Annotated in this window: 19 protein-coding genes, 2 tRNA genes and 1 other annotated feature; of the genes, 18 read left to right on the top strand and 3 right to left on the bottom strand. The window is 45.1% G+C overall.

Features of this window, described 5'->3' with window-relative positions; all coding sequences use genetic code 11:
* Positions 1 to 123 precede the first annotated feature (123 nt).
* Positions 124 to 385: a binding site (T-box leader), on the top strand.
* A gap of 92 nt (positions 386 to 477) precedes the next feature.
* From metA to ACJMM4_RS04470, 5 genes are all read left to right on the top strand, one after another.
* A complete protein-coding gene (gene metA / locus ACJMM4_RS04490) occupies positions 478 to 1,482 on the top strand; it encodes a homoserine O-succinyltransferase (RefSeq protein WP_405379317.1) in 1,005 nt (334 codons plus the stop codon).
* A gap of 229 nt (positions 1,483 to 1,711) precedes the next feature.
* Positions 1,712 to 3,004 (top strand): O-acetylhomoserine aminocarboxypropyltransferase/cysteine synthase family protein, encoded by a 1,293-nt coding sequence (locus ACJMM4_RS04485; protein ID WP_405379316.1) that lies wholly within the window; start codon positions 1,712 to 1,714, stop codon positions 3,002 to 3,004.
* 77 nt (positions 3,005 to 3,081) lie between these two features.
* A tRNA-Leu gene (locus ACJMM4_RS04480) sits at positions 3,082 to 3,167 on the top strand.
* Positions 3,168 to 3,299: 132 nt separating this feature from the next.
* Entirely contained in the window at positions 3,300 to 3,881 is a 582-nt protein-coding gene (locus tag ACJMM4_RS04475; protein WP_405379315.1) for a hypothetical protein, read from the top strand.
* A gap of 8 nt (positions 3,882 to 3,889) precedes the next feature.
* Positions 3,890 to 4,384, top strand: coding sequence for a hypothetical protein (locus ACJMM4_RS04470; protein WP_405379314.1), 495 nt, complete (start codon positions 3,890 to 3,892; stop codon positions 4,382 to 4,384).
* Between the two features lie 232 nt (positions 4,385 to 4,616).
* Here the strand turns inward: ACJMM4_RS04470 and ACJMM4_RS04465 are convergent, their stop codons facing one another.
* Entirely contained in the window at positions 4,617 to 5,834 is a 1,218-nt protein-coding gene (locus ACJMM4_RS04465) for a DUF401 family protein (protein ID WP_405379313.1), read from the bottom strand.
* Positions 5,835 to 5,997: 163 nt separating this feature from the next.
* On the opposite strand from ACJMM4_RS04465, the gene ACJMM4_RS04460 reads away from it, so the two are divergent.
* The 10 genes from ACJMM4_RS04460 (at position 5,998) to ACJMM4_RS04415 (ending at position 16,752) form a co-directional block, all read left to right on the top strand.
* Positions 5,998 to 7,314 (top strand): AAA family ATPase, encoded by a 1,317-nt coding sequence (locus ACJMM4_RS04460; RefSeq protein ID WP_405383265.1) that lies wholly within the window; start codon positions 5,998 to 6,000, stop codon positions 7,312 to 7,314.
* The gene (locus tag ACJMM4_RS04455; RefSeq protein ID WP_405379311.1) at positions 7,311 to 8,090 is read left to right on the top strand and encodes a retron system putative HNH endonuclease; all 780 of its coding nucleotides are present in this window, start codon (positions 7,311 to 7,313) and stop codon (positions 8,088 to 8,090) included. Before ACJMM4_RS04460 ends, ACJMM4_RS04455 begins: the two co-directional genes overlap by 4 nt.
* A 127-nt stretch (positions 8,091 to 8,217) precedes the next feature.
* Positions 8,218 to 9,585 (top strand): phosphomannomutase, encoded by a 1,368-nt coding sequence (locus ACJMM4_RS04450; RefSeq protein WP_405383263.1) that lies wholly within the window; start codon positions 8,218 to 8,220, stop codon positions 9,583 to 9,585.
* Positions 9,586 to 9,599: 14 nt separating this feature from the next.
* Positions 9,600 to 10,475 carry a UTP--glucose-1-phosphate uridylyltransferase GalU gene (gene galU / locus ACJMM4_RS04445; RefSeq protein ID WP_405379309.1) on the top strand — a complete coding sequence of 292 codons (876 nt, stop codon included), beginning with the start codon at positions 9,600 to 9,602 and terminating at the stop codon, positions 10,473 to 10,475.
* 1 nt (position 10,476) lies between these two features.
* Positions 10,477 to 11,475, top strand: coding sequence for a UDP-glucose 4-epimerase GalE (gene galE / locus ACJMM4_RS04440; RefSeq protein WP_405383260.1), 999 nt, complete (start codon positions 10,477 to 10,479; stop codon positions 11,473 to 11,475).
* 212 nt (positions 11,476 to 11,687) lie between these two features.
* The gene (locus tag ACJMM4_RS04435) at positions 11,688 to 13,007 is read left to right on the top strand and encodes an ATP-binding protein (RefSeq protein ID WP_405379609.1); all 1,320 of its coding nucleotides are present in this window, start codon (positions 11,688 to 11,690) and stop codon (positions 13,005 to 13,007) included.
* A gap of 183 nt (positions 13,008 to 13,190) precedes the next feature.
* Positions 13,191 to 15,134, top strand: a complete 1,944-nt coding sequence (locus ACJMM4_RS04430) for an ABC-F family ATP-binding cassette domain-containing protein (protein WP_405383258.1) — start codon at positions 13,191 to 13,193, stop codon at positions 15,132 to 15,134.
* Positions 15,134 to 15,619 carry a tRNA adenosine(34) deaminase TadA gene (gene tadA / locus ACJMM4_RS04425; protein WP_405379611.1) on the top strand — a complete coding sequence of 162 codons (486 nt, stop codon included), beginning with the start codon at positions 15,134 to 15,136 and terminating at the stop codon, positions 15,617 to 15,619. Before ACJMM4_RS04430 ends, tadA begins: the two co-directional genes overlap by 1 nt.
* Before the next feature lie 57 nt (positions 15,620 to 15,676).
* Positions 15,677 to 15,767 (top strand) — tRNA-Ser (locus ACJMM4_RS04420).
* A 397-nt stretch (positions 15,768 to 16,164) separates the two neighbouring features.
* A complete protein-coding gene (locus ACJMM4_RS04415; RefSeq protein WP_405383256.1) occupies positions 16,165 to 16,752 on the top strand; it encodes a hypothetical protein in 588 nt (195 codons plus the stop codon).
* Positions 16,753 to 17,913: 1,161 nt separating this feature from the next.
* On the opposite strand, the gene ACJMM4_RS04410 is transcribed toward ACJMM4_RS04415, so the two are convergent.
* On the bottom strand, positions 17,914 to 18,984 hold the full coding sequence (locus ACJMM4_RS04410) for a LacI family DNA-binding transcriptional regulator (protein WP_405383254.1): 1,071 nt from the start codon (positions 18,982 to 18,984) through the stop codon (positions 17,914 to 17,916).
* 251 nt (positions 18,985 to 19,235) lie between these two features.
* Complete coding sequence (locus tag ACJMM4_RS04405; protein WP_405379615.1) at positions 19,236 to 19,964, bottom strand: glycerophosphodiester phosphodiesterase; 729 nt, start codon at positions 19,962 to 19,964, stop codon at positions 19,236 to 19,238.
* 274 nt (positions 19,965 to 20,238) lie between these two features.
* Here ACJMM4_RS04405 and ACJMM4_RS04400 point away from each other — a divergent pair, with 274 nt between their 5' ends.
* The 3 genes from ACJMM4_RS04400 (at position 20,239) to ACJMM4_RS04390 (ending at position 23,146) form a co-directional block, all read left to right on the top strand.
* Positions 20,239 to 21,270 (top strand): C4-dicarboxylate TRAP transporter substrate-binding protein, encoded by a 1,032-nt coding sequence (locus ACJMM4_RS04400; RefSeq protein ID WP_405379616.1) that lies wholly within the window; start codon positions 20,239 to 20,241, stop codon positions 21,268 to 21,270.
* A 122-nt stretch (positions 21,271 to 21,392) separates the two neighbouring features.
* Positions 21,393 to 21,869 (top strand): TRAP transporter small permease, encoded by a 477-nt coding sequence (locus ACJMM4_RS04395; RefSeq protein ID WP_405383252.1) that lies wholly within the window; start codon positions 21,393 to 21,395, stop codon positions 21,867 to 21,869.
* A complete protein-coding gene (locus tag ACJMM4_RS04390) occupies positions 21,869 to 23,146 on the top strand; it encodes a TRAP transporter large permease (RefSeq protein WP_405383250.1) in 1,278 nt (425 codons plus the stop codon). Before ACJMM4_RS04395 ends, ACJMM4_RS04390 begins: the two co-directional genes overlap by 1 nt.
* The last annotated feature ends 45 nt before the right edge of the window (positions 23,147 to 23,191 follow it).

Here is a 23,191-nt window from a genome sequence, read left to right as displayed (position 1 = left end):
AGATATTTTCGTATGGCAAGGAAGATGTCGCGCAGGAGTAGCAGAGCTACTTCAAGTGACATCTGACGCAGGCAGGCGGAAATAGATCCGGCATTGGGGCGGATGAGTAAGACTTTGTTCCCGATGTGAGCGATGATAAGAAGAGTAGTCAGGCGAGCTTGGCGCAGAGAGCCTCCATAATGGTGCAAGGAGGAGCAAGTGGTTCTGATGAAGATGGTCTTGGAGCTGATTGGCTGAGATGCGTGGCATTTAGGTCGTCCGGGAGCGCCCGTTACAGCGCCAGAGTATTAAAGGGTAGCCAATCCCTGCGTACTTGCTGAGGTCTACGCGGTGACGCGTGGATGAACAAGGGTGGTATCACGAAGCTATAGCTTTCGTCCCTGTATTTTTACAGGAACGGAAGCTTTTTTATTTGCCTCCGCAAGTATTCCTGTAAACAGCATTTTATTTACCAAGGAAGTTTAGGAGGAAGAACCAATGCCTATTAAAGTCAACGACAATTTAGCTGCTATTAGCCAATTACAAGAAGAAGGTATTTTTACCATGACCTTAGAACGTGCTCAAAACCAAAGAGTACGTCCTTTGAAAGTGTGCGTGCTGAACTTAATGCCTTTGAAAAAACCGACGGAAATCCAATTGCTCCGCCTTTTGGGCAACTCCCCGCTGCAGATTGAAGTTGATTTCTGCCGTACTGTCAGCCGCGAAACTACCCATACTGATAATTCTTATCTTGACCGCGCTTACTTAGAATTCAACGATATTAAAGACAACTACTACGATGCTTTTTTAATGACAGGCGCTCCTGTAGAAACCATTCCCTTTGAAGAAGTGGACTATTGGAAGGAGATTGAAGCTTATCTGGACTGGGCAGAATACCATTGCTATTCTACCATGACACTGTGTTGGGGTGCCCAAGCTGCGCTATACCATTACTACGGTGTTAATAAGACTGTTCTGCCTGCGAAAATGTTTGGCATTTTCCCCTACGGCTTGACTGTCAAGAACCATCCTCTGCTCCGTGGCTTTGACGACCGCTATTTTATTCCCCAATCTCGCCACACTGCAGTAGATGATGATGCTATTGATGCTTGCAAAGCGCTGCAGGTACTGTCCCGCTCCGTAGAAAACGGCATTAATATTTGCGCTACCAAGGACTTGCGTAGAATCTTCGTACTGGGCCATTTTGAGTATGACCGCTACACATTGGCAGACGAATACTATCGCGATAAAAAGAAAAATCTGCCCATCGAGCCGCCTAAATTCTACTTCCCGGAAAACGACACTACCCAAGAGCCTGTGTTCAAATGGCGCAGTTACGCCCACCTGTTCTACATGAACTGGTTGAACATCGTTTACCAAGATACTCCTTACGATCTGACTCAATTGGCGCCTGCGGAAGAAGACAAGCTGAATAAGGCTATGAACAATTACAATAAAGTTCTGCTGCAACTTCAACAGCTGCAACAAAACGTAACGAAATAAGAAATAGATACTACAATGAGAAAAATATAAATTACAGAGTGACTAGCGTTTTTCAAGATTGAATTGTTGGAACAATAGAAGGTGAGGGCGCAGAGAAGTAAAGCGAAAGCTAACAAATTGTCCCGCAACCTTCGTGATTGTTCCCAATGAAAGCGCAGAAAAACGCTTTGGAACGGAGTAATTTATATTTTCGAAGGTGATACATCAATCATGGAAAGGATGACATAAAATGACTAAGCAATCTATTAATACAACCTGCGTACAAGGGGGCTACCGTCCCGGAAACGGCGAACCGCGCCAAGTACCCATTATCCAATCTACCACTTTTAAATACGACACTAGCGAAGACATGGGCAAGCTGTTCGATTTGGAAGCAACAGGCTACTTCTACTCCCGCCTGCAGAATCCCACCTGTGATTATGTAGCAGCAAAAATTGCTGAGCTGGAAGGCGGTGCAGCAGCTATGCTCACTTCTTCCGGTCAAGCAGCCAACTTCTTTGCTCTGTTCAACATTTGCGAAGCAGGGGATCACATTGTTGCTTCCTCCTCCATCTACGGCGGAACTTTTAACTTGATCGCTGTAACTATGGCGAAGATGGGTGTTACCGCTACTTTTGTTTCTCCTGATTGCAGCGAAGAGGAACTGCACGCTGCTTTCCAAGAAAACACTAAGGCGGTTTTTGGCGAAACCATTGCCAATCCTGCACTGACGGTACTGGATATCGAAAAATTTGCTAAGGCAGCCCATGCTCATGGCGTACCCTTGATCGTGGACAATACTTTCCCCACTCCTATTAACTGCAGACCTATTGAATGGGGTGCCGATATTGTTACTCATTCTACTACTAAATACATGGATGGTCATGGTTCCTGCGTTGGTGGCGTAGTAGTGGACAGCGGTAAATTTGATTGGCTGGCCCATGCTGATAAATTCCCCGGCTTGTGCAGTCCTGACGAATCCTACCATGGCATTACTTATGCGGAAAAATTTGGTAAAGAAGGCGCCTTTATTACTAAAGCTACAGCACAATTAATGCGTGACTTTGGCTGCACCCAATCTCCCCAAAGTGCATTTATTTTGAACTTAGGTCTAGAATCCCTCCATGTACGTATGCCCCGCCACGTAGAAAATGGTCAGGCTGTGGCAGAATTTTTGGAGAAGCAGCCTCAAGTTGAATATGTAAATTATCCCGGTCTGCCCTCTAACAAATATTATGCACGGGCGCAAAAATATCTTGGCAATGGTGGTTGCGGCGTAGTGTCCTTCAACCTGAAGGGCGGTCGCAAGGCTGCGGAAACCTTTATGAAGCATTTGCGTGTGGCTGCTATTGAAACCCATGTTGCGGATGCACGTACCTGCTGCTTGAACCCTGCTACCAGCACCCATCGCCAAATGACCGATGAACAATTGGCTACCGCAGGCATTCCTGCAGGTTTGGTGCGTATTTCCTGCGGTTTGGAAGATAAAGCAGATTTGATTGCAGATTTGGCACAAGCCTTAGCAAAAATTGACGAAAAATAAAAAATACCTGTTGACAGTTTTGTGAACTTATGGTATTATATATACGTTGCTGATGCAACGGCAAACTTCAAAGAGATGCGGTAGTGGCGGAACGGCAGACGCGCTAGCCTCAGGAGCTAGTGGGGGCAACCCCGTGGAGGTTCAAATCCTCTCTACCGCACCAAAGAAATTTCGACCTAGGTTTTTAACCTAGGTCTTTTTGTTTTTCCGCTCTTGAATTATTAGTCTAAGTATGTGACAATATAGGTATATATTTTTATGGTACTGTACAAATAATAATGAAGGAGGGTGTAAAATGACCTTCTCCAGAGAATTGAAAGCTAAAGCTTTTGTGCTGACAGGTTTCTTTGCTATCGGCATTATTGCAGGCGCCTGCCACGCTTTAATCTCTAGTAATTCCCTAAACGTAACTAAATATAATGTGGGGCGCTTGACGGAAAACTTGCGCTATGCAGAGGTGCAGGAGGGCAGGCTGCAATGCGTAGTCTTGACCGACGGTGCGGAATTGTTTAATAAGCCTTCTGCATTGACGGGCACTGTGATTGACAGGATGTCCAAAGGTGTCAAAGTGGACTACGTAGAAACCGTGTCCGGCATGGATAAGGAAGATGACCAAGCTGTTACAACGGTGGAGCTGCAGTTCCAGCGCTTGTGGGGCAGGCGCTACGTTATTCCTGCAGGCAGCAAGGTGCAGATCCTGCGCCGTGGTGAGGATGAAACTAAAGGTCGCGTCCTTGTAGACGGCAAATATTTTGATAAAGATTTTGACAATGCTTACCTGCGTTTCCCCTACGTGGGGCAATGGCGTAAGGTGGAGTTCCAAGGCAAGCCCGGGTATATGCGTTTTGACGCTTTGTCCGAGGAAGGCTTGATGTGAGGTGTCCTATGAGTAAGAGAACGATAATGATAATCCTGTGCCTGCTGTGCTTTGTGGCAGGTTATGCTGTAGCGGATAATATGCTGGGCACCCGCATTAGGACGATTACGGTGCAGACAGGCGATGCTTTTTACCAGGAGCCTTCTTTGGCAGCGGCAAGCAGTACGGATTTGTTCAAGGTTGATGAAGAACTGCTGGTCATTGACAAGCTGGAATTGGACAAGCCTACGGCAGTGGTAATGCAGAAAAATCTGCTCCTGGAAAATAAAGAGCATGTTAAGTATAAGCTGGTTGCTGATGCTGTGTACAAGCTGGCAGAGGCTAATTTGGCGAAGCCTGCAGCTCCCTGCGTAATCGAGGTGCAGACTGTGGCAGGCAATACGGTGCAGTTGGAGGTGCCTAAGGAGGCAGTGCGTCCGATAAACGAAGGGACGTGGCTGCGGGTACGCCAAAAGCATGGGAAGCAGGAAGCGTGGAAGTTGAGTTCCACTAAATGGTATTAAAAAACGAAAAGAGACTGAACTTTATAGTATCATGTCCCATATCCCGACTCACGTGCGATTTTTTACGCTCATTTCGTGCAGAATCACAACGAAGATTCGCGGCCAATCTTGTTCGAAGAATAAGTTGCTCTGCGTTTCGCTTCACTTCTGTGATTCTAGGCACTCATGAGCTAAAATCGCAATGATTCGTCTAGGGATAATGGGACATGACTGGAGTTCAGTCTCTTGTTTTTTACCATACCATGTAGGTGTATGCGGAGAAGATGGTGAGGATGATGATTTCGCCTACGAGGATGGGCTTCAAAGTTTGGAAGAAGTTGGATTTAAAGTAGTCCACTGTTACTACTAGGCACATGTGGGTGGGAGTGAGCATTTGCCCTGCTACACCAAAGGCCATGGCAACACCGGCAAGGTTCAAGCTGCCTGTCTGCATGGCGGCAACAATGGGCATAACGATGGCTACGTGGCCTTGGCTCATGCCGGTGAGAACGCCGATGATGAAGCTGACACTGCCGATAATCACGGGAATGGGCAGGGGAGATGCTTGGAAGGCTACTACGATTTCGTTGAGCACGTTAGTAACGGTTAAGATTTGGATAAAGTAGAGGATGCAGAGGACATTGAAGAACATTTTCATATCCAAAGCACCGGTAACGATTTCCTTGATGCTTACAGGGCGTTTAGTGAACTGCAGGACGAAGAATAGGCCCACGGTTACTAAGCCCATGCCAACGGAGGCATTGAGGTTGCAGAAGACTACCAATACGAAGGTAAGCACTACAGGGGAAAGGGATAACCACAAATCTTGGGTGTTTTGATTTTTTTCCAAGGCGTCTTCTTTGTAGTCCGTTTCTGCATCGCATTTAATTGGGCGGATGAGGACGAACCAACCGGCGATGAAGGCTAACACGGTGAGCCAGCAGATATGCATAATGAAATCGCTGTAGGTAACACCGGCGATATTGCAGGCCATAATCATACCGGGAATAATGGGACTGGAAAATTCAAAGATGTGGCGGAACCAGAAGTTGATGGCTGCGCGATGTTCTTGGGTGATGTCCAAATCTTTGCTGGCTTCTTCAACAATGGGGGCGGAAAAACGGGCACCGCCCAAGGAGGGGAGCAGGCCGAGAAAAGCAGGCATAACGGCAAGGGTTACTTTGGTACTGGAAAAAATACGTTGCAAAGCGTGGACCATGCCTGCCAGGGCACCGCTGGTACGCAGTTCGATTTCTAGGCACATAACGAAGTACAAAGCCCAAAGAATATCGTAGGTACGGGGAAGGGTAAGGGTTTCCAGAAAGGCTTGGGCAAGAAAGGCAAAGCTGGGCGCCTTTACTGCCCAAATCAACAGACCGCCTGCCAACATACAGGGACCAATGGGGATGTGGCGCCTGAGCAGGATGATGATTAAGCCCATGGCGATGGTTAATAAAACAAATATATTCATTGCTATCTCTCCTTATGGTACTTGGCTTGGCGCCAAGAAATTTGCAGTCCTTATATTATAACACCAATTCCACAGTTTTGCCTAATCTTTGTCACAAAAACACTTATATTTACTATAAATTAGGGGTATAATGTTAAGAGAGAAACAGATCGGAGGAGAGAATATGCAGATAAATAAGCTAAAGGTGAAAAATTTCCGATGCTATGAAGATATGGAAATAGATTTTGATCCTCGCTTGACTGTTATTGTAGGCGAAAACGGCAAAGGCAAGACCGCGATTTTTGATGCTATTGCCATGGGACTAGAACCTTATTTGCAAAGTTTAGGTGTAGAGGGACGTAGGATTGGGGTTAAGGATGTTCGCCGTGTTCCGGAATATAAAGAGGATGGCGTACACATTGAGCGGATGGTTAATCAGTATCCCTTGGAGATTACTTTGACAGGTGAAACTTCCGGTAAGACCGTTAGCTGCACTAAGACTATGCATGAAGATGGCAGTGTTACTGTACGTGCTTCAGGGATGATTGAAGGCGCTGCCTCCTTGCGTGATAAGCTGGCTAAACATGAAGATATTGTGCTGCCTGCTTTTGCTTATTACGGTACTGCCCGCATTTGGGCGGACAGTAGTTTGATGGCGGATTACGATACTTCTCTGGAAAAGCGCGAGATTGGTTACAAAGAATGTATGGAGCCTTCTTCTTCCTATAATAATTTTGGTACGTGGTTTGAGCATGTTTCCCGTTGTGCACAGCAGGAGCATAAGGTTGCGGAAGAACTGCAGCGCCACCAAATGGTCAAGAACGCTATTCAAAGAGCTATTGATACGTGCTTGCAAAGCACAGGTTTCCATGATCTATATTATAATTTCCAATTAGGTGCTTTCGTAATTAATCATCCCGATATGGGCGAAATGTTGGTGGATGATTTAAGCGATGGCTTCCGTAGTGTGTTAAGCATGGTGGCGGACTTGGCTTACCGCATGGTACGCCTTAATCCGCAGTTAGGGGAGAACGCTGTAGTAGAAACTCCCGGTTTGGTGTTGGTGGACGAAATCGATATGCATCTGCATCCTGCGTGGCAGCAGACGGTGCTGCTAGATGTGCAGCGTGCTTTTCCTTTGGTACAGTTCATCGTTACTACCCACAGTCCCCAGGTGCTGAGCAGCGTGCCTGCGGAAAGCATCCGCGTGCTGATGTGGGGACGCCACTTCGAAGGTGTGCGCCGCGTATCTTTCGCTATGGGTGCTACCAGTACCCAGATTTTGCAGGATATTCAAAATGTGGGTCTGCGTGCAGAAAGTCTGCCCATTGTACAGGATTTGAAACGCTATTTGAATTTGGTTAGCCAGGACAAATGGGATACGCCGGAGGCATTGGCATTGCGCAAGCGCCTTGATGCTTGGGCCAAGGGCAATGAACCTGCACTATTGCGGGCGGATATGGATATCCGGATGCGTCAGTTCCGGAGGAAACGGTCATGAAACGTGTGTATAAAACCACCATCGAGCCGGAGGCGTTGAAACGTTACCGCCTGCGTTTTCCCGAAGAAACTTGGGAACATTTCCGCCGTCGCGCCCGTCATGGCTACCAAGAAGTGAAACAGCAAATCTTGAAGGATCAGCATGGCTTGTGTGCTTACTGCGAAATCAGCATCAAGTTGGCGGAGCAGGAAGGCGAAGTGGATGACTTCCGCGTGGAGCATTTCTTCCCTAAGAATGCGACCCAGGAGCATGGGCATAACTACCATTTGGATTGGCGCAATCTTTTAGGCGTATGCCACGGTGGCAGTCAGCCTTATGTGCCTGATGCCCAATGGCGCTTTTCTGCCAACAAAGGCGATCGTAGCTGCGATGTGCCTAAAGGTGGCAAACCCATTAGCGAAATCATTCTTAATCCTTTGAAAATACCTGGCGATGTCCGTATTTTCCGCTACGTGGAGCATACGGGGAAAATTGAAGTGGATGACACCAGCTGCCCCAAATATTTACGGCGTAAAGCCAAAAGCACCATCCGTGAATTGAATTTGAATGCTCCTCGCTTGATGCGGATGCGCTTAGCAGTAATCCAAAAGTTGGAGGATGAGATTGCTGCGGAACTGGAGCAGGGAGCACAGCTGGAAGATGTGTTGACGCTCTTAGCGGAAACCTGCCTTGTTCCTGATTATGAGGGACGGACGCTGCCTTTCTTTTCTGTTACCCGCTGGTATTTGGGCGAAGCTGCGGAAAAGATTATTAGCACCAGCGGTGACAAGCTTTGATTACGTAAAAAATCCTGCCAAAATCTTGTTATGGCAGGATTTTTCTCTTTAATGTAGAAAATATTACAGAAATATGCCAGAAGCATTTTTGTAAAGATAAATAATTTGTAGTAAAGGATGAGAAACGATGGAAGTTACAAACAAAGCTTTTAAAGCCTATGACGTTCGCGGCGTGTACCCCACCGAGGTTAATGAAGAAATGGCCTATCGTATGGGCCGTGTTTTTTCTGCCATGTTTGCAGCTGAAACTGTAGTTGTTGGTCACGATATCCGTTTAAGCGGACGTGCGTTGGTGGATGCTTTGACGGAAGGTCTGCGTCATGGCGGTACCAAGGTTATTGATATTGGTCAATGTGGTACGGAAATGATTTATTTCGCCACTGCCCATTTAAAAGCAGATGGCGGTATTATGGTTACTGCCAGCCACAATCCTAAGGAATATAACGGTATGAAGTTGGTGCGCCGTGATGCCAGACCCATTTCTGCAGATACCGGTCTGAAAGAAATCGGTACTATGGTGGCTGCATCCGACTTTGTGCATTGCTTGGCACCCGGTAAGGCTATGGGCGAAGTTGAGCAAGTGGATATTGTACCTGCCTACATTGAGCATTTACTGAGCTATGTGGATTTGACAGCGCTGAAGCCCATGAAGATTGTCGCTAACCCGGGTAATGGTGGTGCAGGTCCTATTTTGAAGGAACTGGCGAAGCACCTGCCTTTTGAATTTATCACTTTAAACGAAACTCCTGACGGTACTTTCCCCAATGGTGTACCTAATCCCCTGCTGATGCCTAACCGCGAAGCAACTGCTAAAGTTGTACGTGAAAGCGGTGCAGATTTGGGTATTGCATGGGATGGTGACTTCGACCGTTGCTTCCTCTTTGACGAAAACGCTGACTTCATCGAAGGTTACTATATTGTTGGCCTGTTGGCAGAGGTGTTCCTGCACAAAGAGCCCGGTGCCAAGATTATGTTCGACCCGCGTCTGACTTGGAATACGGAAGCTATTTTGGAGCGTGACGGCGGTGTGCCTGTACGTTGCAAGAGCGGTCATGCCTTTATGAAGGAATGTATGCGCAATAACGGTGTGCTCTATGGTGGCGAAATGAGCGCTCACCACTATTTCCGTGATTTCTCCTGTTGCGACAGCGGTATGATTCCCTGGCTGCTAGTAACGGAGTTGATCTGCCGTAGCGGCAAGACACTGTCCCAATTGGTAGGCGAGCGTGTAGATATGTACCCCTGCAGTGGTGAAATCAACCGCAAGGTTGCTGATTCTGCAGCAGTTTTGGCAGAGTTGGGCAAAAAGTACGCAGATGGCGAGCAGGACTTTATGGATGGTTTAAGCGTTGCTTATGACAAGTGGCGTTTCAATGTCCGCGTTTCCAACACTGAGCCTGTAATGCGCTTGAATGTGGAAACTAAAGGCGATAAAGAGTTGTTGGCTGCTAAAACCGCTGAACTGTTGGCGGTTATTGGTGGCGAAGAAGCATAAAGGAGCAAAAAATAATGAAACAAGTACGTAAAGCCGTTATTCCGGCAGCAGGTTTGGGAACCCGTTTCCTGCCTGCAACCAAAGCAACTCCCAAGGAGATGCTGCCCATTGTTGATAAACCTACCATTCAATACATTATTGAAGAAGCACTTGCTTCCGGGATTGAAGATATTTTGATTATTACCGGTCGCAGCAAACGCGCTATTGAAGACCATTTCGACAAGAGTATTGAATTGGAACTGAATTTGGAAGACCATGGCAAGCTGAAGGAATTGGAAATGGTAAGAGCTATCTCCAATATCCGCATTCACTACATCCGCCAAAAAGAACCGCGCGGACTTGGTCATGCTATTCTTTGCGCTAAGCATTTCGTAGGCGATGAGCCTTTTGCCGTACTTTTGGGCGACGATGTGGTTGATAGCAAAGTGCCTGCCTTAAAGCAATTAATTGATGTGTATGATAAAACCGGTGCCAGCGTTTTGGGTGTACAGGAAGTACCGCTGGAGAAGGTTTCTTCCTACGGTATCGTTGCCAGCCAACCTACGGAGGAAGCGCGTACTTTCGCAGTAAGCGATATGGTGGAAAAACCTGCAGTGGAAGAAGCTCCTTCCCGTTTGGCAGTGCTGGGCCGCTACGTTATTACTCCGGAAGTATTCGACATTTTGGAAGAAACTGCTCCCGGTCGCGGTGGTGAAATCCAACTGACCGACGCGTTGAAGGTGTTGGCGCAAAAACAGCCTATGTATGCTTATAATTTCGAAGGCCGTCGCTATGATGTAGGCGATAAGCAGGGCTTCTTGGAAGCAACTGTGGAAATGGCGCTGAAACGCCCGGAACTTCATGACAAGTTCTTGGCATATTTAAAAGAAATCGTAGCTAAAGAGGGTTAAAATGGAAAAGAAAAATATTCTTGTAACCGGTGGTGCCGGTTATATTGGTTCCCATGTGGTGGAAGAACTGCAAAAGTGCGGTTATACACCCATTGTTTATGATAATTTTTCTACGGGACATGAGGATGCAGTGCCGGAAACAGTGCAGTTGGTGGAAGGCGATATCCATGATGTACGTTTTGCCAAGCATATTATGGAGCAGTTTAAGATTGATGCTGTAATTCATTTTGCTGCTAGCAGCTTGGTAGGCGAGTCCATGACCAATCCTTCCAAATATTACTTCAACAATGTGGAGGGCAGTCTGCATTTGCTGGAAGCAATGCGTGGTGCAGGTGTGGATCGTATTGTTTTTTCTTCTACTGCTGCCGTATATGGTGAGCCGGAACAGGTGCCCATTACGGAAGACAGCAAGCTGCAGCCTACCAATGTCTACGGCCGTAGCAAGCTGATGATTGAAAGAATGTTGGCAGATTACGATATGGCTTATGATATGCGTTACGTGGCTTTGCGTTATTTCAATGCTGCAGGCGCATCTCCTACCAGTGATATTGGTGAGGATCACAATCCTGAAAGTCATTTGATTCCTTTGATTTTGAAAACTGCACAGGGCGTGCGCAAACAAGTAGCAATTTTTGGCACGGATTATCCTACGGAGGATGGTACGTGCATTCGCGACTATATCCATGTATGCGATTTGGCACGTGCTCATGTATTAGCATTGGAGCATCTGCTCAAGGGCGGTGAAAGCCGCGTGTACAATCTGGGCAGCGAAAATGGCTTCAGCGTGCGCCAGATGATTGATTCTGCGAAGAAGGTCACAGGTGTGGACTTTACCGTAGTGGAGGAAGAACGCCGTGCAGGGGATCCTGCGGTGCTCATCGCTTCTTCGGAAAAGATTCGCAGCGAACTGGGCTGGGTACCCACCCATAGCAGCGTGGATGAAGTTATCAGTACTGCTTGGAAATGGCATAAAGGCCATCCCAATGGCTATAATGGTTAAAAAAGCATAGTGAATTTTTAGGGCTGGACGTTCGCTTGAACGCTCAGCCCTATTTTTGCGCGTAAAAAATGTAAACTGCCACACTTTTTCGTTGAAAAAAATGTTGTTGCTTACATTTTTTCGGTGAAAAAAATGTAGAGGGTAACATTTTTTTCGTTGAAAAAAGTGTAATTCGGTGTTATGATGGTATCAGATGAAAGTGAGGTAGGCTTATGTATAGACAATTAATAGAAGCATTAAAAGCATGGAAAGCTAAGCTGAATCGCAAGCCATTGATTATAGAAGGTGCACGCCAAGTAGGAAAAACTTGGTTAATGAAGGAATTTGGCAGGGTAGCATATAAGGATAGTATTTATATTAATTTTGATGCTAATCCTCAAATGGAAACATTATTTGCTAAAAGCTTAGATGCACAGCATATTTTGGCAGGTATTGAGCTATATAGTGGCAAAAAGGTGGATCCCGAAAATACTCTGCTGATTTTTGACGAAGTGCAGGAGGTTCCGCGAGCTTTATCCAGTTTAAAGTATTTTTGTGAAAATGCGCCACAATACCATATTGTATGTGCAGGTTCTTTGTTAGGTGTGGCATTGCATCAGGGGACGTCTTTCCCTGTTGGCAAAGTGGATTTTTTGAAGCTTGCACCATTAAGCTTTGTTGAATTTTTGCAGGCAGTAGGGCAAGAAAATTTTGCAAACCAACTGTTACAGCAAAATTATGTAATGACCAATAGTTTTCATGATGTATATACGGAGTGGTTACGTAAGTACTATATTGTGGGAGGCATGCCGGAGGCTGTGCAATATTTTGCTGACACCGGTGACTTTACTGAGGTGCGTGCAATTCAACGGCGAATTTTAAATGCCTATGAGCAGGACTTTTCCAAACATGCACCAAGTGAAATAGTTCCTCGTTTGCGAATGCTTTGGCACAGCGTTCCTTCTCAATTAGCTAAGGAAAACAAAAAATTTATCTATGGCTTGGTACGTGAAGGAGCGAGAGCCAAAGAGTATGAAACAGCTTTGATGTGGTTGACGGATTGTGGGCTTTTGCATAAGGTAAGTCGTATTAGTACACCAAAGATACCATTATTAGCTTATGAGGATCTGAAGGCTTTTAAATTATTTTTACTAGATGTTGGGTTGCTTGGTTGCATGGCTGGACTTAGTGAACAACTACTTTTGAATGGTAGTCAGCTTTTTGTAGAGTTTAAGGGTGCGTTGACGGAACAGTTTGTTTTGCAACAGTTGAAATTACAAGAGCAGTTAAACATTTATTATTATACAAATGAGCGTAGTACGGCAGAAATTGACTTTGTAATTGATAATGGATTTAGTGTGGTTCCCGTAGAGGTAAAAGCGGAAACAAACAATAAGGCTAAAAGCTTAAAGACCTATATGGATAAGTTTCAACCGCAGTTGGCTTTGCGTGTGTCGATGAATCAATATCGCAAGGATGATAATTTGATTAATTTACCTTTATATGCAGTTAATCAAATGGCGGAAGTTGTGCAAACAACCTTACAAAACTAGAATATATATTCATATATAGAAAGATATATTTGTAAATAAAAAGTGAGAAAATAGGCGATGCATATTTCATGAGGATAAAAGCTGTAGTAGTTGCATATTTCATGAGGATAAAATATGCATCAGCCCTTGAAGGTGGAAAAATATGTTTCGCTTTTCGTGGATATAAAACTAGAGGTGTGCAAGATGCAATTAGTGGTAGATGGTATTGCCAAGGCTTTTGGCATCCATGAGATATTTAATAATGTAAGCTTTATGATTGAGCAGGGGGAACACGTGGGCTTAGTCGGCGTAAACGGCAGTGGCAAGACTACTTTGCTCCGCTGCCTGCTGAACCCCGATTATGTGGACAAAGGCAGCATCAAATTTGAACCCGGCATTAGTGTGGGCTATGTGCAACAGGGCTTTACGGAAATTAAAGGTACGATTTGGCAGTTTATGTCCGAAGCCTGCCCTGAGATTATCGCTTTGCGGAAAAAGTTGGCGCAACTGGAGGCGGATTCTGCCAACTTGCAGGGCGATGCTCTAGAGGAATGTTTGGAAGAATACGGACGTGTGACCAAGCGCTACGAATTTATTGATGGTTATAATTTCGAAAACCGCATTAAGCGTGTACTGATTGGTTTGGGTTATACAGAAGAGTGGTGGAGCCACGATGCTCAAAACTTGAGCGGTGGTCAAAAAACACGCTTGATGTTAGCGGCTGCTTTAGTACGCAATCCTGATTTTATGATTTTGGACGAACCTACCAACCATTTGGATATTCTGATGACCCAATGGCTGGAAAATTATTTGCGTGAATTTAGAGGCGGTCTTTTGGTTGTCAGCCATGACCGTGCTTTTTTGGACAATGTGGCTGTGCGCATTTTGGAAATGGAAGGTGGCAAGCTGCAAAGCTTCAAAGGCAATTACAGTCGTTACTTGGAGCAAAAGGCGATCCAAACAGCTACCTTGACTGCTGCCTACAATGCGCAGCAGGATTATATTGCGCGCACGGAAGCCTACATCCGTCGCTTTAAAGCTGGTATCAAGAGCAAGATGGCCCGTGGTCGTCAGTCCCAATTGGACAGGCTGGAACGCATTGACGCTCCTGTACAGAATGAAGAATTCCAGCTACGTCTGCCTCCTGCTGCAGAATGTGCTGACCGTGTGTTGATTATGGAAGACCTTGCTATTGGTTATGGGGACAAAGTGCTGGCTAAAGGTATCAACTTAACCCTGCGCCGAGGGGAAAAGGCTGCCTTATTGGGTGCAAATGGTACAGGTAAGACAACACTTTTGCGCACTATTTTAGGAGAGATTCCTCCTGTAAAGGGACGTACAAAAATTGGCAACAGAGTGCAGATTGGCTATTTTTCCCAAAGCTATGAACGCTTGGATCCCAAACAGACTTTGCTAGAAAACTTTGTGATTGAATATGGCTTTACTGAGGAACATACCCGTTCTATGCTGGGTGGGATGCTTTTCCATGGGGATGATGTGTTCAAAAAGATTGGCGAGCTTAGCGGTGGTCAAAAGGCACGTCTAGTTTTGCTCAAACTGGTACTGGACGGCGCTAACTGCCTAGTATTGGACGAACCTACCAACCATCTTGATATTATGGCTCGTGAAACTGTAGAAGCAGCTTTGGAAGCTTTTGACGGTACAGTATTAGTAGTCAGCCATGACCGTTACTTTGTTAATGAAGTGGCCGACCGCATTTGGGAGATTGAAGACCAAGAGGTTAAGGATTACAAGGGAAATTACGATTACTATCTGGAAGAACGCCAAAAGCAGGCCCAGGATGCAGCGGAGGCAGCCGCAGAAGCAGAGCGTCAGGCCGAATACGCAGCTAAGCAGCAGAAGGCTGTAGCAGAAACTGCTCCTGCACCGAAAATAACGCCTAAGCAGGAAAAACAGAAACGCTATAGTCCGGAAGAAGCTGCGAAGCTGCTGCCCAAAGTGGAGCTGCAGATTCGGGAGCAGGAGGCTATGATGGGGCTTTTAGAAAAGCAAATGGCAGATCCTGCCAACCATGCAGACCCTGCTCATAGTGCAGCAATGGCGGCGGAGCACGATGCTTACGAAAGCAAGATTGCGGAACTGATGGCGAAATGGGAGCTGCTGATGGAAGCAGCGGAGGACGCATAATGACTCACGAAGAATATATGCAGATTGCTTTAGCGGAAGCACGCAAGGCAGCGGCATTGGGAGAAATTCCCATTGGCGCAGTACTTGTTTGTGAGGGCGAAGTGGTTGCTCAAGCCCACAATATGCGGGAAACGTGGCAGGATGGTACTGCTCATGCGGAGATTATCGTCATCCAAGAAGCCTGCAAAAAGTTAGGCCGTTGGCGTTTGAGCGGCTGCAGTTTGTACGTAACCGTGGAGCCATGCCCTATGTGCAGTGGCGCCATTGTTAACAGTCGCATTGATACGGTTGTCTATGGCTGTCCTGATGTGAAAGCAGGAGGGGCAGAGTCAATCTTTAACATTATTACTAATCCCAATTTAAATCACTGTGCTACTGTAATCAGTGGAATTTGCGAGGCGGAGTGCGCCCAAGTAATGAAGGATTTTTTTAAACGCCGCCGCTTGGAAAACAAAGCCCGGAAGCAATGTTGCCAACAAGAGTGATTTAAGCTATAATACTATGTAGTTTATACAGCGCTTTCTTTAGAAAGCGAAATATTTGGAGATGTAGCGAAGTGGTCATAACGCGGCTGACTCGAAATCAGTTAGGCATTAAGTTGTCACGTGGGTTCGAATCCCACCATCTCCGCCAAGAAAAAGTTTAGAGGTTGGGACATATATAGCCATGTTACCATATTCCGACTCACGTGCGATTTTTAACGCTCATTTCGTGCAGAATCACAACGAAGATTCGCGGCCAATCTTGTTCGCAAAACAATTTACTGTTCGGTTCGCTTCACTTCGGTGATTCTAAGCACTTATGAGCTAAAATCGCAATGATTCGTCTAGGAATATGGTAACGATGATTGGTTTTGTCCCAGCCTCTTTTTTATTTTAGCTTAAATTAAGCTTGCTCTGCTACATTTGAAAAGACTAAAGATACCTTGACTGACCAGTCAGAAAATTTTATTAAAAGCTGTTCAAATTGGCAGAAATGTGTTAAAATAACAATAGTCTGTAATCATTTATAGGATTTGGAGGAATCACTAATGAAAAAAGTTCTGCGTTATTTATTAATGACTGTTATGGCACTGTGCTTGAGCGTTCCGTGCTTTGGTACTGCTGCAGAAGCTGCTAGCGTAGCTTTGTTGCCCTTGATCAACAACGTTGAAGGCGATCAACTGTCCAACCAAATTTACTACAAGAGTGCTATTGCTGCAATCAATGCGCAAAAAGGTTTCATGATTGTAGAAAATGACAAGCTGACCGCTGCTATTGATGCTGCTAAGATTGGCAAAGAAGTTCCTACTTCCGCAGCTCTGGCTAAAATTGCTAAAGATGGCGATGTAGACATCGTTATCGCTATGCAACTGGATAAACTGGAAGACTTGGCTCTGTACTCCAGTGAAGAAAACAAGCTGCAATTGGTTCTGGAAGGCAGAGCTGTTGCTTACAACAGATTGACCGGTAAAGCTTACAACCACAGAATTTATGACGATAAAGTAATCCCCGAAGCTCTGTCTTCTCGTTGGGATTGGACTCATGAAGAATTCGGCCGCAACGTACGCGCTGAAATCAACCGCATCTTGGAAGTAAAGAAAATCAACCTGGATGCTCCGAGAATGTCCGGTCTGTAATTTAAAAACGCATTTTAGTGGGACCTGCACGTGTGCAGGTCCTATATTTTTTTGAAAAAATTTAAAGTTTTTTCTGTCTGTGTTTGTGTAAAATCCATGTAAAACCGCATGGTTACTGGCTTTAGAGGCTTTTTACCAATACGCGGGACACAAAAAGTCCATACTGGACAAAAGCGCTCCAAGGTGCTATAATGTAACCATGTTAAGGATAGAACACGAAGGGAGTGAAAGAAATGACTTTTGAAAAATTCGTAGAAACTCTGTGCAGCTTCAAATGGTATATGGTTCACTAAGATTGGAGGAATGCAAAATGTTGGAAAGCTTCGTAAAAGCATTGTATGAATTAAACTTCTACATGATTCACTAATAGGTATAGAAAAATGAATAGCGACGTTAGATAAAGACGCCCTGCGAAAAAATGCAAGGCGTCTTTTTTGTGTGTGACAAACGCTTGGGCAACCATCAACCTTTCCCAATGTTTCGTGAAGGAATGAAGGTTTTTGTTGAAAAAATTAATAAAGCTAAGATTGATGCAAAACCTAAAAAGCATCTGAAATTAGGTTAATAGTTATAACATAATACACAAAGAAAGCGGTAAGGTATAAAGCTTTATTGCTTTCTTTTATATATTTATTAATACAAATTACTGATAAAATTATTTTAATAAAATGCTATTTAGAGTATTGACATTCTTAATGATAACAGTTATAATTAAAGCATCAAATCAATATTTCGTATGAAGCGCTAACTGGTGCAAATCCACACGGTCCCGCCGCTGTAACGGATGTAATCCGGAGTCAGCAAAGCGTTTGATACAAGCATTGCTTGACCTGCGGGTGACAGGAGAGATGTTAACAGATGAGGTGCTGTTTATGTGAGAGTGGCAGTGGCCTTAGATGCGTGCATTAATCCCTCCTGCGTTGTAGGAGGGATTTTTTATCGATGGTTACCAAGCAGGGCGAAATATTGATTTAGCTTTTCAAGAACATAAGCAAACCGGACATTTGCTTAGCATATACTGATTATGCCGTTCTGATTTCAAGTCATTTCCTTATCCTTTTCTCCTCCATAATGTTAGCTACTATTGAGAGTGGGAGCTAAATAAAAAGACCGCCATGAGGGCGGTTTTTTTATTGCCCAAATGGCGGTAGCAGAACGTATTTATTTTTGAGGCGCCGGTCCGCTGCTTTTGCGGGGAACTAGGCGGCATTTATATTCCACATGGGTAATGCTTTGGAACTTGCCATGGCGCTCGTAGTTGGCGATTTCTTCTTCCAAAAGGTGGAAGGCACTTTTGCCACATTCTGTCAAAGAATTGTCGATGGTCGTAAGACCGATGCCTTGGAGACGGGAGGGGAAGATATTGTCAAAACCGCAAAGGCTGATATCTTCGGGGATGCGCAAGCCTTGGTCGCAAATAGCATCATAAGCACCATAGGCAACCATGTCGTTGATAGCGACGATTGCCGTTGTTTCCGGACTCTGCTTGAGGCAGGTAGTGGCTAATTCATAACCAGTAGTGTATTCTACATCCACATTGGAAATTTCATAATCCGGGGTGATTTCTTTAGTGAAAACTTTCAAGCCTGCGCCTTGGTACGCTTTGCAGGCAGCTTCTAAGCCTTGGCAGCGGCGTACACGGGAAGTGTGTTGCTCGTTCAAGGTTGTGGAAATGTAGGCGATGTTGCGATGCCCGTATTCCAGCAGGTGCTTGCCCATCAACTGTCCTGCAGTGAAGTTGTTCATGTCCACTGTTGCTAACTCTAAATCACCGCAGCGATCACCGATAGCGACTACAGGTAGCTTGCGCCCCAGTTCGTATGCTAGTTGGGGCTGCTGGGGAATCATAGCAAAGATAACTCCGGCAACATTGAATTTGCGTGCCTGCTCCATAATGAATTTTTCTGTTTCCGTATCCCAATAGGTAGTGTGGACGCTGGTCACAAAGCCTTGCTTGCGGGCAGCGATTTCTATACCTTGAATAATGGTGGTGTAGAAGGGGTTGAAGACGGAGGGGCAGACAATGGTAATCAATGTGTCCGAAGGTTTGACTAGGCTATAGTTTTTTCCCTTGCTGCTTTGGTAGCCCATGGATTCTACGAGGGCGAAGACCTGCTCTACGGTTTCTTTGTTGAAACGGTCGATGCTGCGCCTGTTTAAAATCATGGAGACGCTGGCAGGGGAGATGCCTGCTGCAGCAGCAATATCTTTTAAAGTTACTTTCTTTGCCATCAGGCACTCCTTTCAATAAAGAATGAGGCTGGGACATATATAGTCATATTGCCATATCCCGACTCACGTGCGATTTTTTAACGCTCATTTCGCGCAGAATCACAACGAAGATTCGCGGCCAATCTTGTTCGCAAAACAAGATACGTTTCGGTTCGCTTCACTTCGGTGATTCTAAGCACTCATGAGCTAAAATCGCAATGATTCGTCTAGGGATATGGCAACGATGACCGCTTTTGTTCCAGCCTCAGCTTTTATTTGCCTACAACTTTAGCAGCGATGTCGGGATAGTTGGTAATCAGTACGTCACAACCACGGTCGATGAGTTCTTGCATCAGTTCGGGGGTGTTAGGGGTCCAAGCCTGCAGTTGTACACCATGTTTGTGCAGGTCGTCGGCAACGCCTTCTTTAGCACCGAAGTAGCTGCATGCGTTAACGCTGGCAGCGCCTTGAGAAGCAGCATATTCGCCAACATTCATCATCCAAGTGTCCATCAAAAGACCGACTTTAGCTTCGGGCATTAATGCTTTGATCTTAGCGCAGGTGTAGTGGTTGAAAGAAGAATACCAGATTTGGTCTTCCAGACCATACTCTTTTACCAAAGCGATGAGTTTTTCTTCAATGCCTTCGTATTCAAAAACACCGGTTTTCAACTCGATGTTGGTGATCAGCTTGGTGGTTTTCAGCCATGCAAAATATTCACGCATGGTGGGAATGGTTTGGCGGGGGAAGAAACCTTTTACGTTTACGCCTACAGAAAGCATTTTCAGTTCTTCCAAGGTGTAGTCTTTCAGATAACCGCTGCCATTGGTGGTGCGATCCAGCTTTTCGTCATGCATAATAACGATTTCGCCGTCTTTAGTCAGTTGTACGTCCAGTTCAATACCATCAGCAACAGTTTCTTCTGCTACTTTTTGGAAAGCCAGCATGGTGTTTTCGGGATAGTAACCGGAAAAACCACGATGTGCAAAAATCATAGTCATAATAATAACCTCCTGCGTTTTTACCGTTTTGTGAAAACGTTCAACAATATTCAACACAATAATACCACACCTTACACAAAAAAACAAGCGGGACATTCAAAGTCCATAGCGGACAAAAAATGTCCAAAACTCAGTCTGCGTGGGCGTTTCGTCAAATTACTGTAAAATTATTGACAATCTTGTAAAGCTCTGTTAAGATTGTATTCAGGAGCAATGTACGGGGACGTCCCGTAGAATTTTCAACAAAATTCAACAAAAGTTGAGGAGGATGGATATGAAAAAGATTATTGCTTTACTGATGATGGCCGTTATGATGTTGGCTCTGTGTGGCTGCGGCGGCGACAAAAAAGCTGAAAACAAACCTGCTAATGACAAGAAAATCGTGCTGAAATTGAGCCACGTTTTCTCTCCCGATGAACAACTCTACAAATCCATGGAGTTGGTTGCAGGCCGTATTAAAGAAAAAACCAATGGTCGTGTTGAAATCCAATGCTATGGCCAAAACCAATTGGCTTGCTACAAGGATGGCTTGGAGCAAGTAGCTAACGGTGCAAACTTCATTTCCGTTGAAGACCCCTCTTACTTGGGCGACTACGTTCCTGACTTCAAACCCTTGGTTGGTCCTATGCTGTACCAATCCTATGACGAATATGCAAAGATGATCGAAACCCCGTTGGTAAAAGACATGGTTGCTAAAGCTGAAAAGAAAGGCATTAAAGTTTTGGCTCTGGACTATGTATTTGGTTTCCGTAACCTGATTACCAACAAAGTTATCACCAAACCGGAAGATTTGAAAGGCATGAAACTGCGTACCCCCGGTAGCAAGCTGTTCATTGACACCATCAATGCTATGGGCGCTACTGCAACCAGCCTGCCCTTCTCTGAGACTCTGTCCGGCGTTTCTCAAGGCGTAGTTGATGGCTTGGAAGGCTCCGAATTCACCAACATCGGCACTAAATGCTATGAACATTGCAAAAACGTAGCAACTACTAAACACTTCCTGGGTACTTGCGGTGTATATATCTCCACCAAAGTTTGGGATAAGATTTCTCCGGAAGACCAAAAGATCGTTGCTGAAGAATTCGCTTATGGCGGTAAAGAAATGACCAAGATTGGTACCGAATCCTATAACAAGGTTTACAAAGAGCTGGAAAGCAAAGGCGTAAAATTCAACGATGTTGACCATGCTGCTTTCGAAAAAGCTACTGAACCCGTCTTCAAACAAATGGAAGAAAAAGAAGGCGCAACCCCCGGTATCTATGAAAAGCTGAAAGCTGAATTGAAAAAAATCCGCGCAGCTAAATAATTATTTCTGACTCTCTAAGCAAAGCGTTTCGCCTTTTCGCGGAACGCTTTGTTTTCCTAAGTAAGTACATATTTTTCCGTCCTACCCAGATGTCTGTGTCCCTTGGAGGTATTCTTTTAGTTATGAATGGTAAATTTATTTTGAAAAATCTCGAGGATATTGTGGCAGCGGTATTTATCTCCATTACCACTATTCTTGTTATCTTAAATATTATTATGCGTTATGGTCTTAATTCCGGTTTAGTTTGGTCCGAGGAGGTAGCAACAGGCTGCTTCGTATGGTCCGTGTTCATTGGCGCTGTAGCCGTATTCAAACATCGTGGGCACGTTGGTGTTGACCTAGTTGTAAAACGTTTTCCTGCGGTTGTCCAAAAGGCAATCCGCCTGATTACCGATTTGATTTTAGTTGTGCTCAATGGTTATATGGCATATCTTTCTGTGCTCTATATCCAAACCTCCTACACTAAGATGACTCCGGTATTGGGCGTTTCTTCTGCCTATATCAGTTCTTCCGTACTCATCGCTTTCATTCTGATGACTGTTTATTCTATTGTATTTGTTTATGAAGATATTACCGGTAAAAAGGAGGTTGAAGCATAATGGCTTATTTGCCCGTCATCATCGTCTTTATCCTCTATTTTTCCAGTATTCCTATTGCTTACGCGCTGTTCGGTGCTACAGTGTCCTATTTTACCTTTATCGATAGCGCTTCTCCCACCCACTTGATGTTCCAGCGTATTATTACTAGCACCCAAAGCTTCCCGCTGTTGGCAATTCCATTCTTCATTATGGCAGGCTCCATTATGAACTACGCAGGTATCAGCGATAAACTGATGAAGTTTACTGATGTGCTCATGGGCCACATGACCGGTGGCTTGGCACAGGTTAACGTATTGCTGTCCTTGCTTATGGGCGGTGTATCCGGCAGTGCCAATGCTGACGCTGCTATGCAAAGTAAAATGTTGGTGCCGGAAATGGAAAAACGTGGCTACAGCCGTGCTTTTTCCGCGGCGGTAACTGCTGCGTCTTCTGCCAGCACTCCCGTTATTCCTCCCGGTATCAACCTGATTATTTATGCGCTGATTGCCAGCGTATCTGTTACCAAGATGTTTATGGCAGGTTATGTGCCCGGCATTTTGATGGCTTTGTCCATGATGGTGGTTGTTGCCTATGTTTCTAAAAAACGTGGCTATAAGCCCTCTCGCGAAAAGGCTGCTACTTTTGGCGAAATTATGGCCCAGTTGAAGGAATCCATTTGGGCATTACTCTTTCCATTCGGCATTATTGCCGGCCTGCGTATGGGTATGTTCACTCCTTCCGAAGCAGGCGCTGTTGCTGTTGTGTACTGCATTTTTGTAGGCTCCTTTATTTATAAGGAGTTGAAATGGGAATATGCATGGCCTATCATGAAGGAAACTATTTACGGTACTAGCTCCGTTTGCTTGATTATCGTAGCTGCTTCCTTCTTCGGCTACTATATGAACTGGGAACGTATTCCCCAATCCATCACTAGCGCGCTCTTGGACTTCACTAAGAATCCGTATCTGATGTTGATGTTGATCAACCTTTTGCTTTTGGTTCTGGGGATGTTCTTGGAAGGCGGTGCTGCTTTGATTATTTTGGCACCGTTGCTGGTTCCTGTTGTAACCAAACTGGGCGTTGACCCTGTACACTTTGGCATTATCTGCATCGTTAATATTATGATTGGCGGTTTGACGCCACCATTTGGCTCCATGATGTTTACAGTGTGCGCCATTACGGAAACACCCTTGGGTGACTTCTTTAAGGAAGTTTTGCCCTTTATTATTGCTTTGCTGGTAGCATTGTTAATCGTTACCTACGTTCCGGGACTTGTAATGTTCCTGCCAAACCTGTAAAATAATAAATAACAAGTAACGCCACACCCCCTGCCGTTGGTTGGG

Origin of the sequence: Phascolarctobacterium sp. (genome assembly GCF_045124115.1) — a bacterium.
Classification (GTDB): domain Bacteria; phylum Bacillota; class Negativicutes; order Acidaminococcales; family Acidaminococcaceae; genus Phascolarctobacterium_A.
The sequence above is the reverse complement of the archived record's forward strand: the minus strand, read 5'-3'. Positions and strand labels throughout refer to the sequence as shown.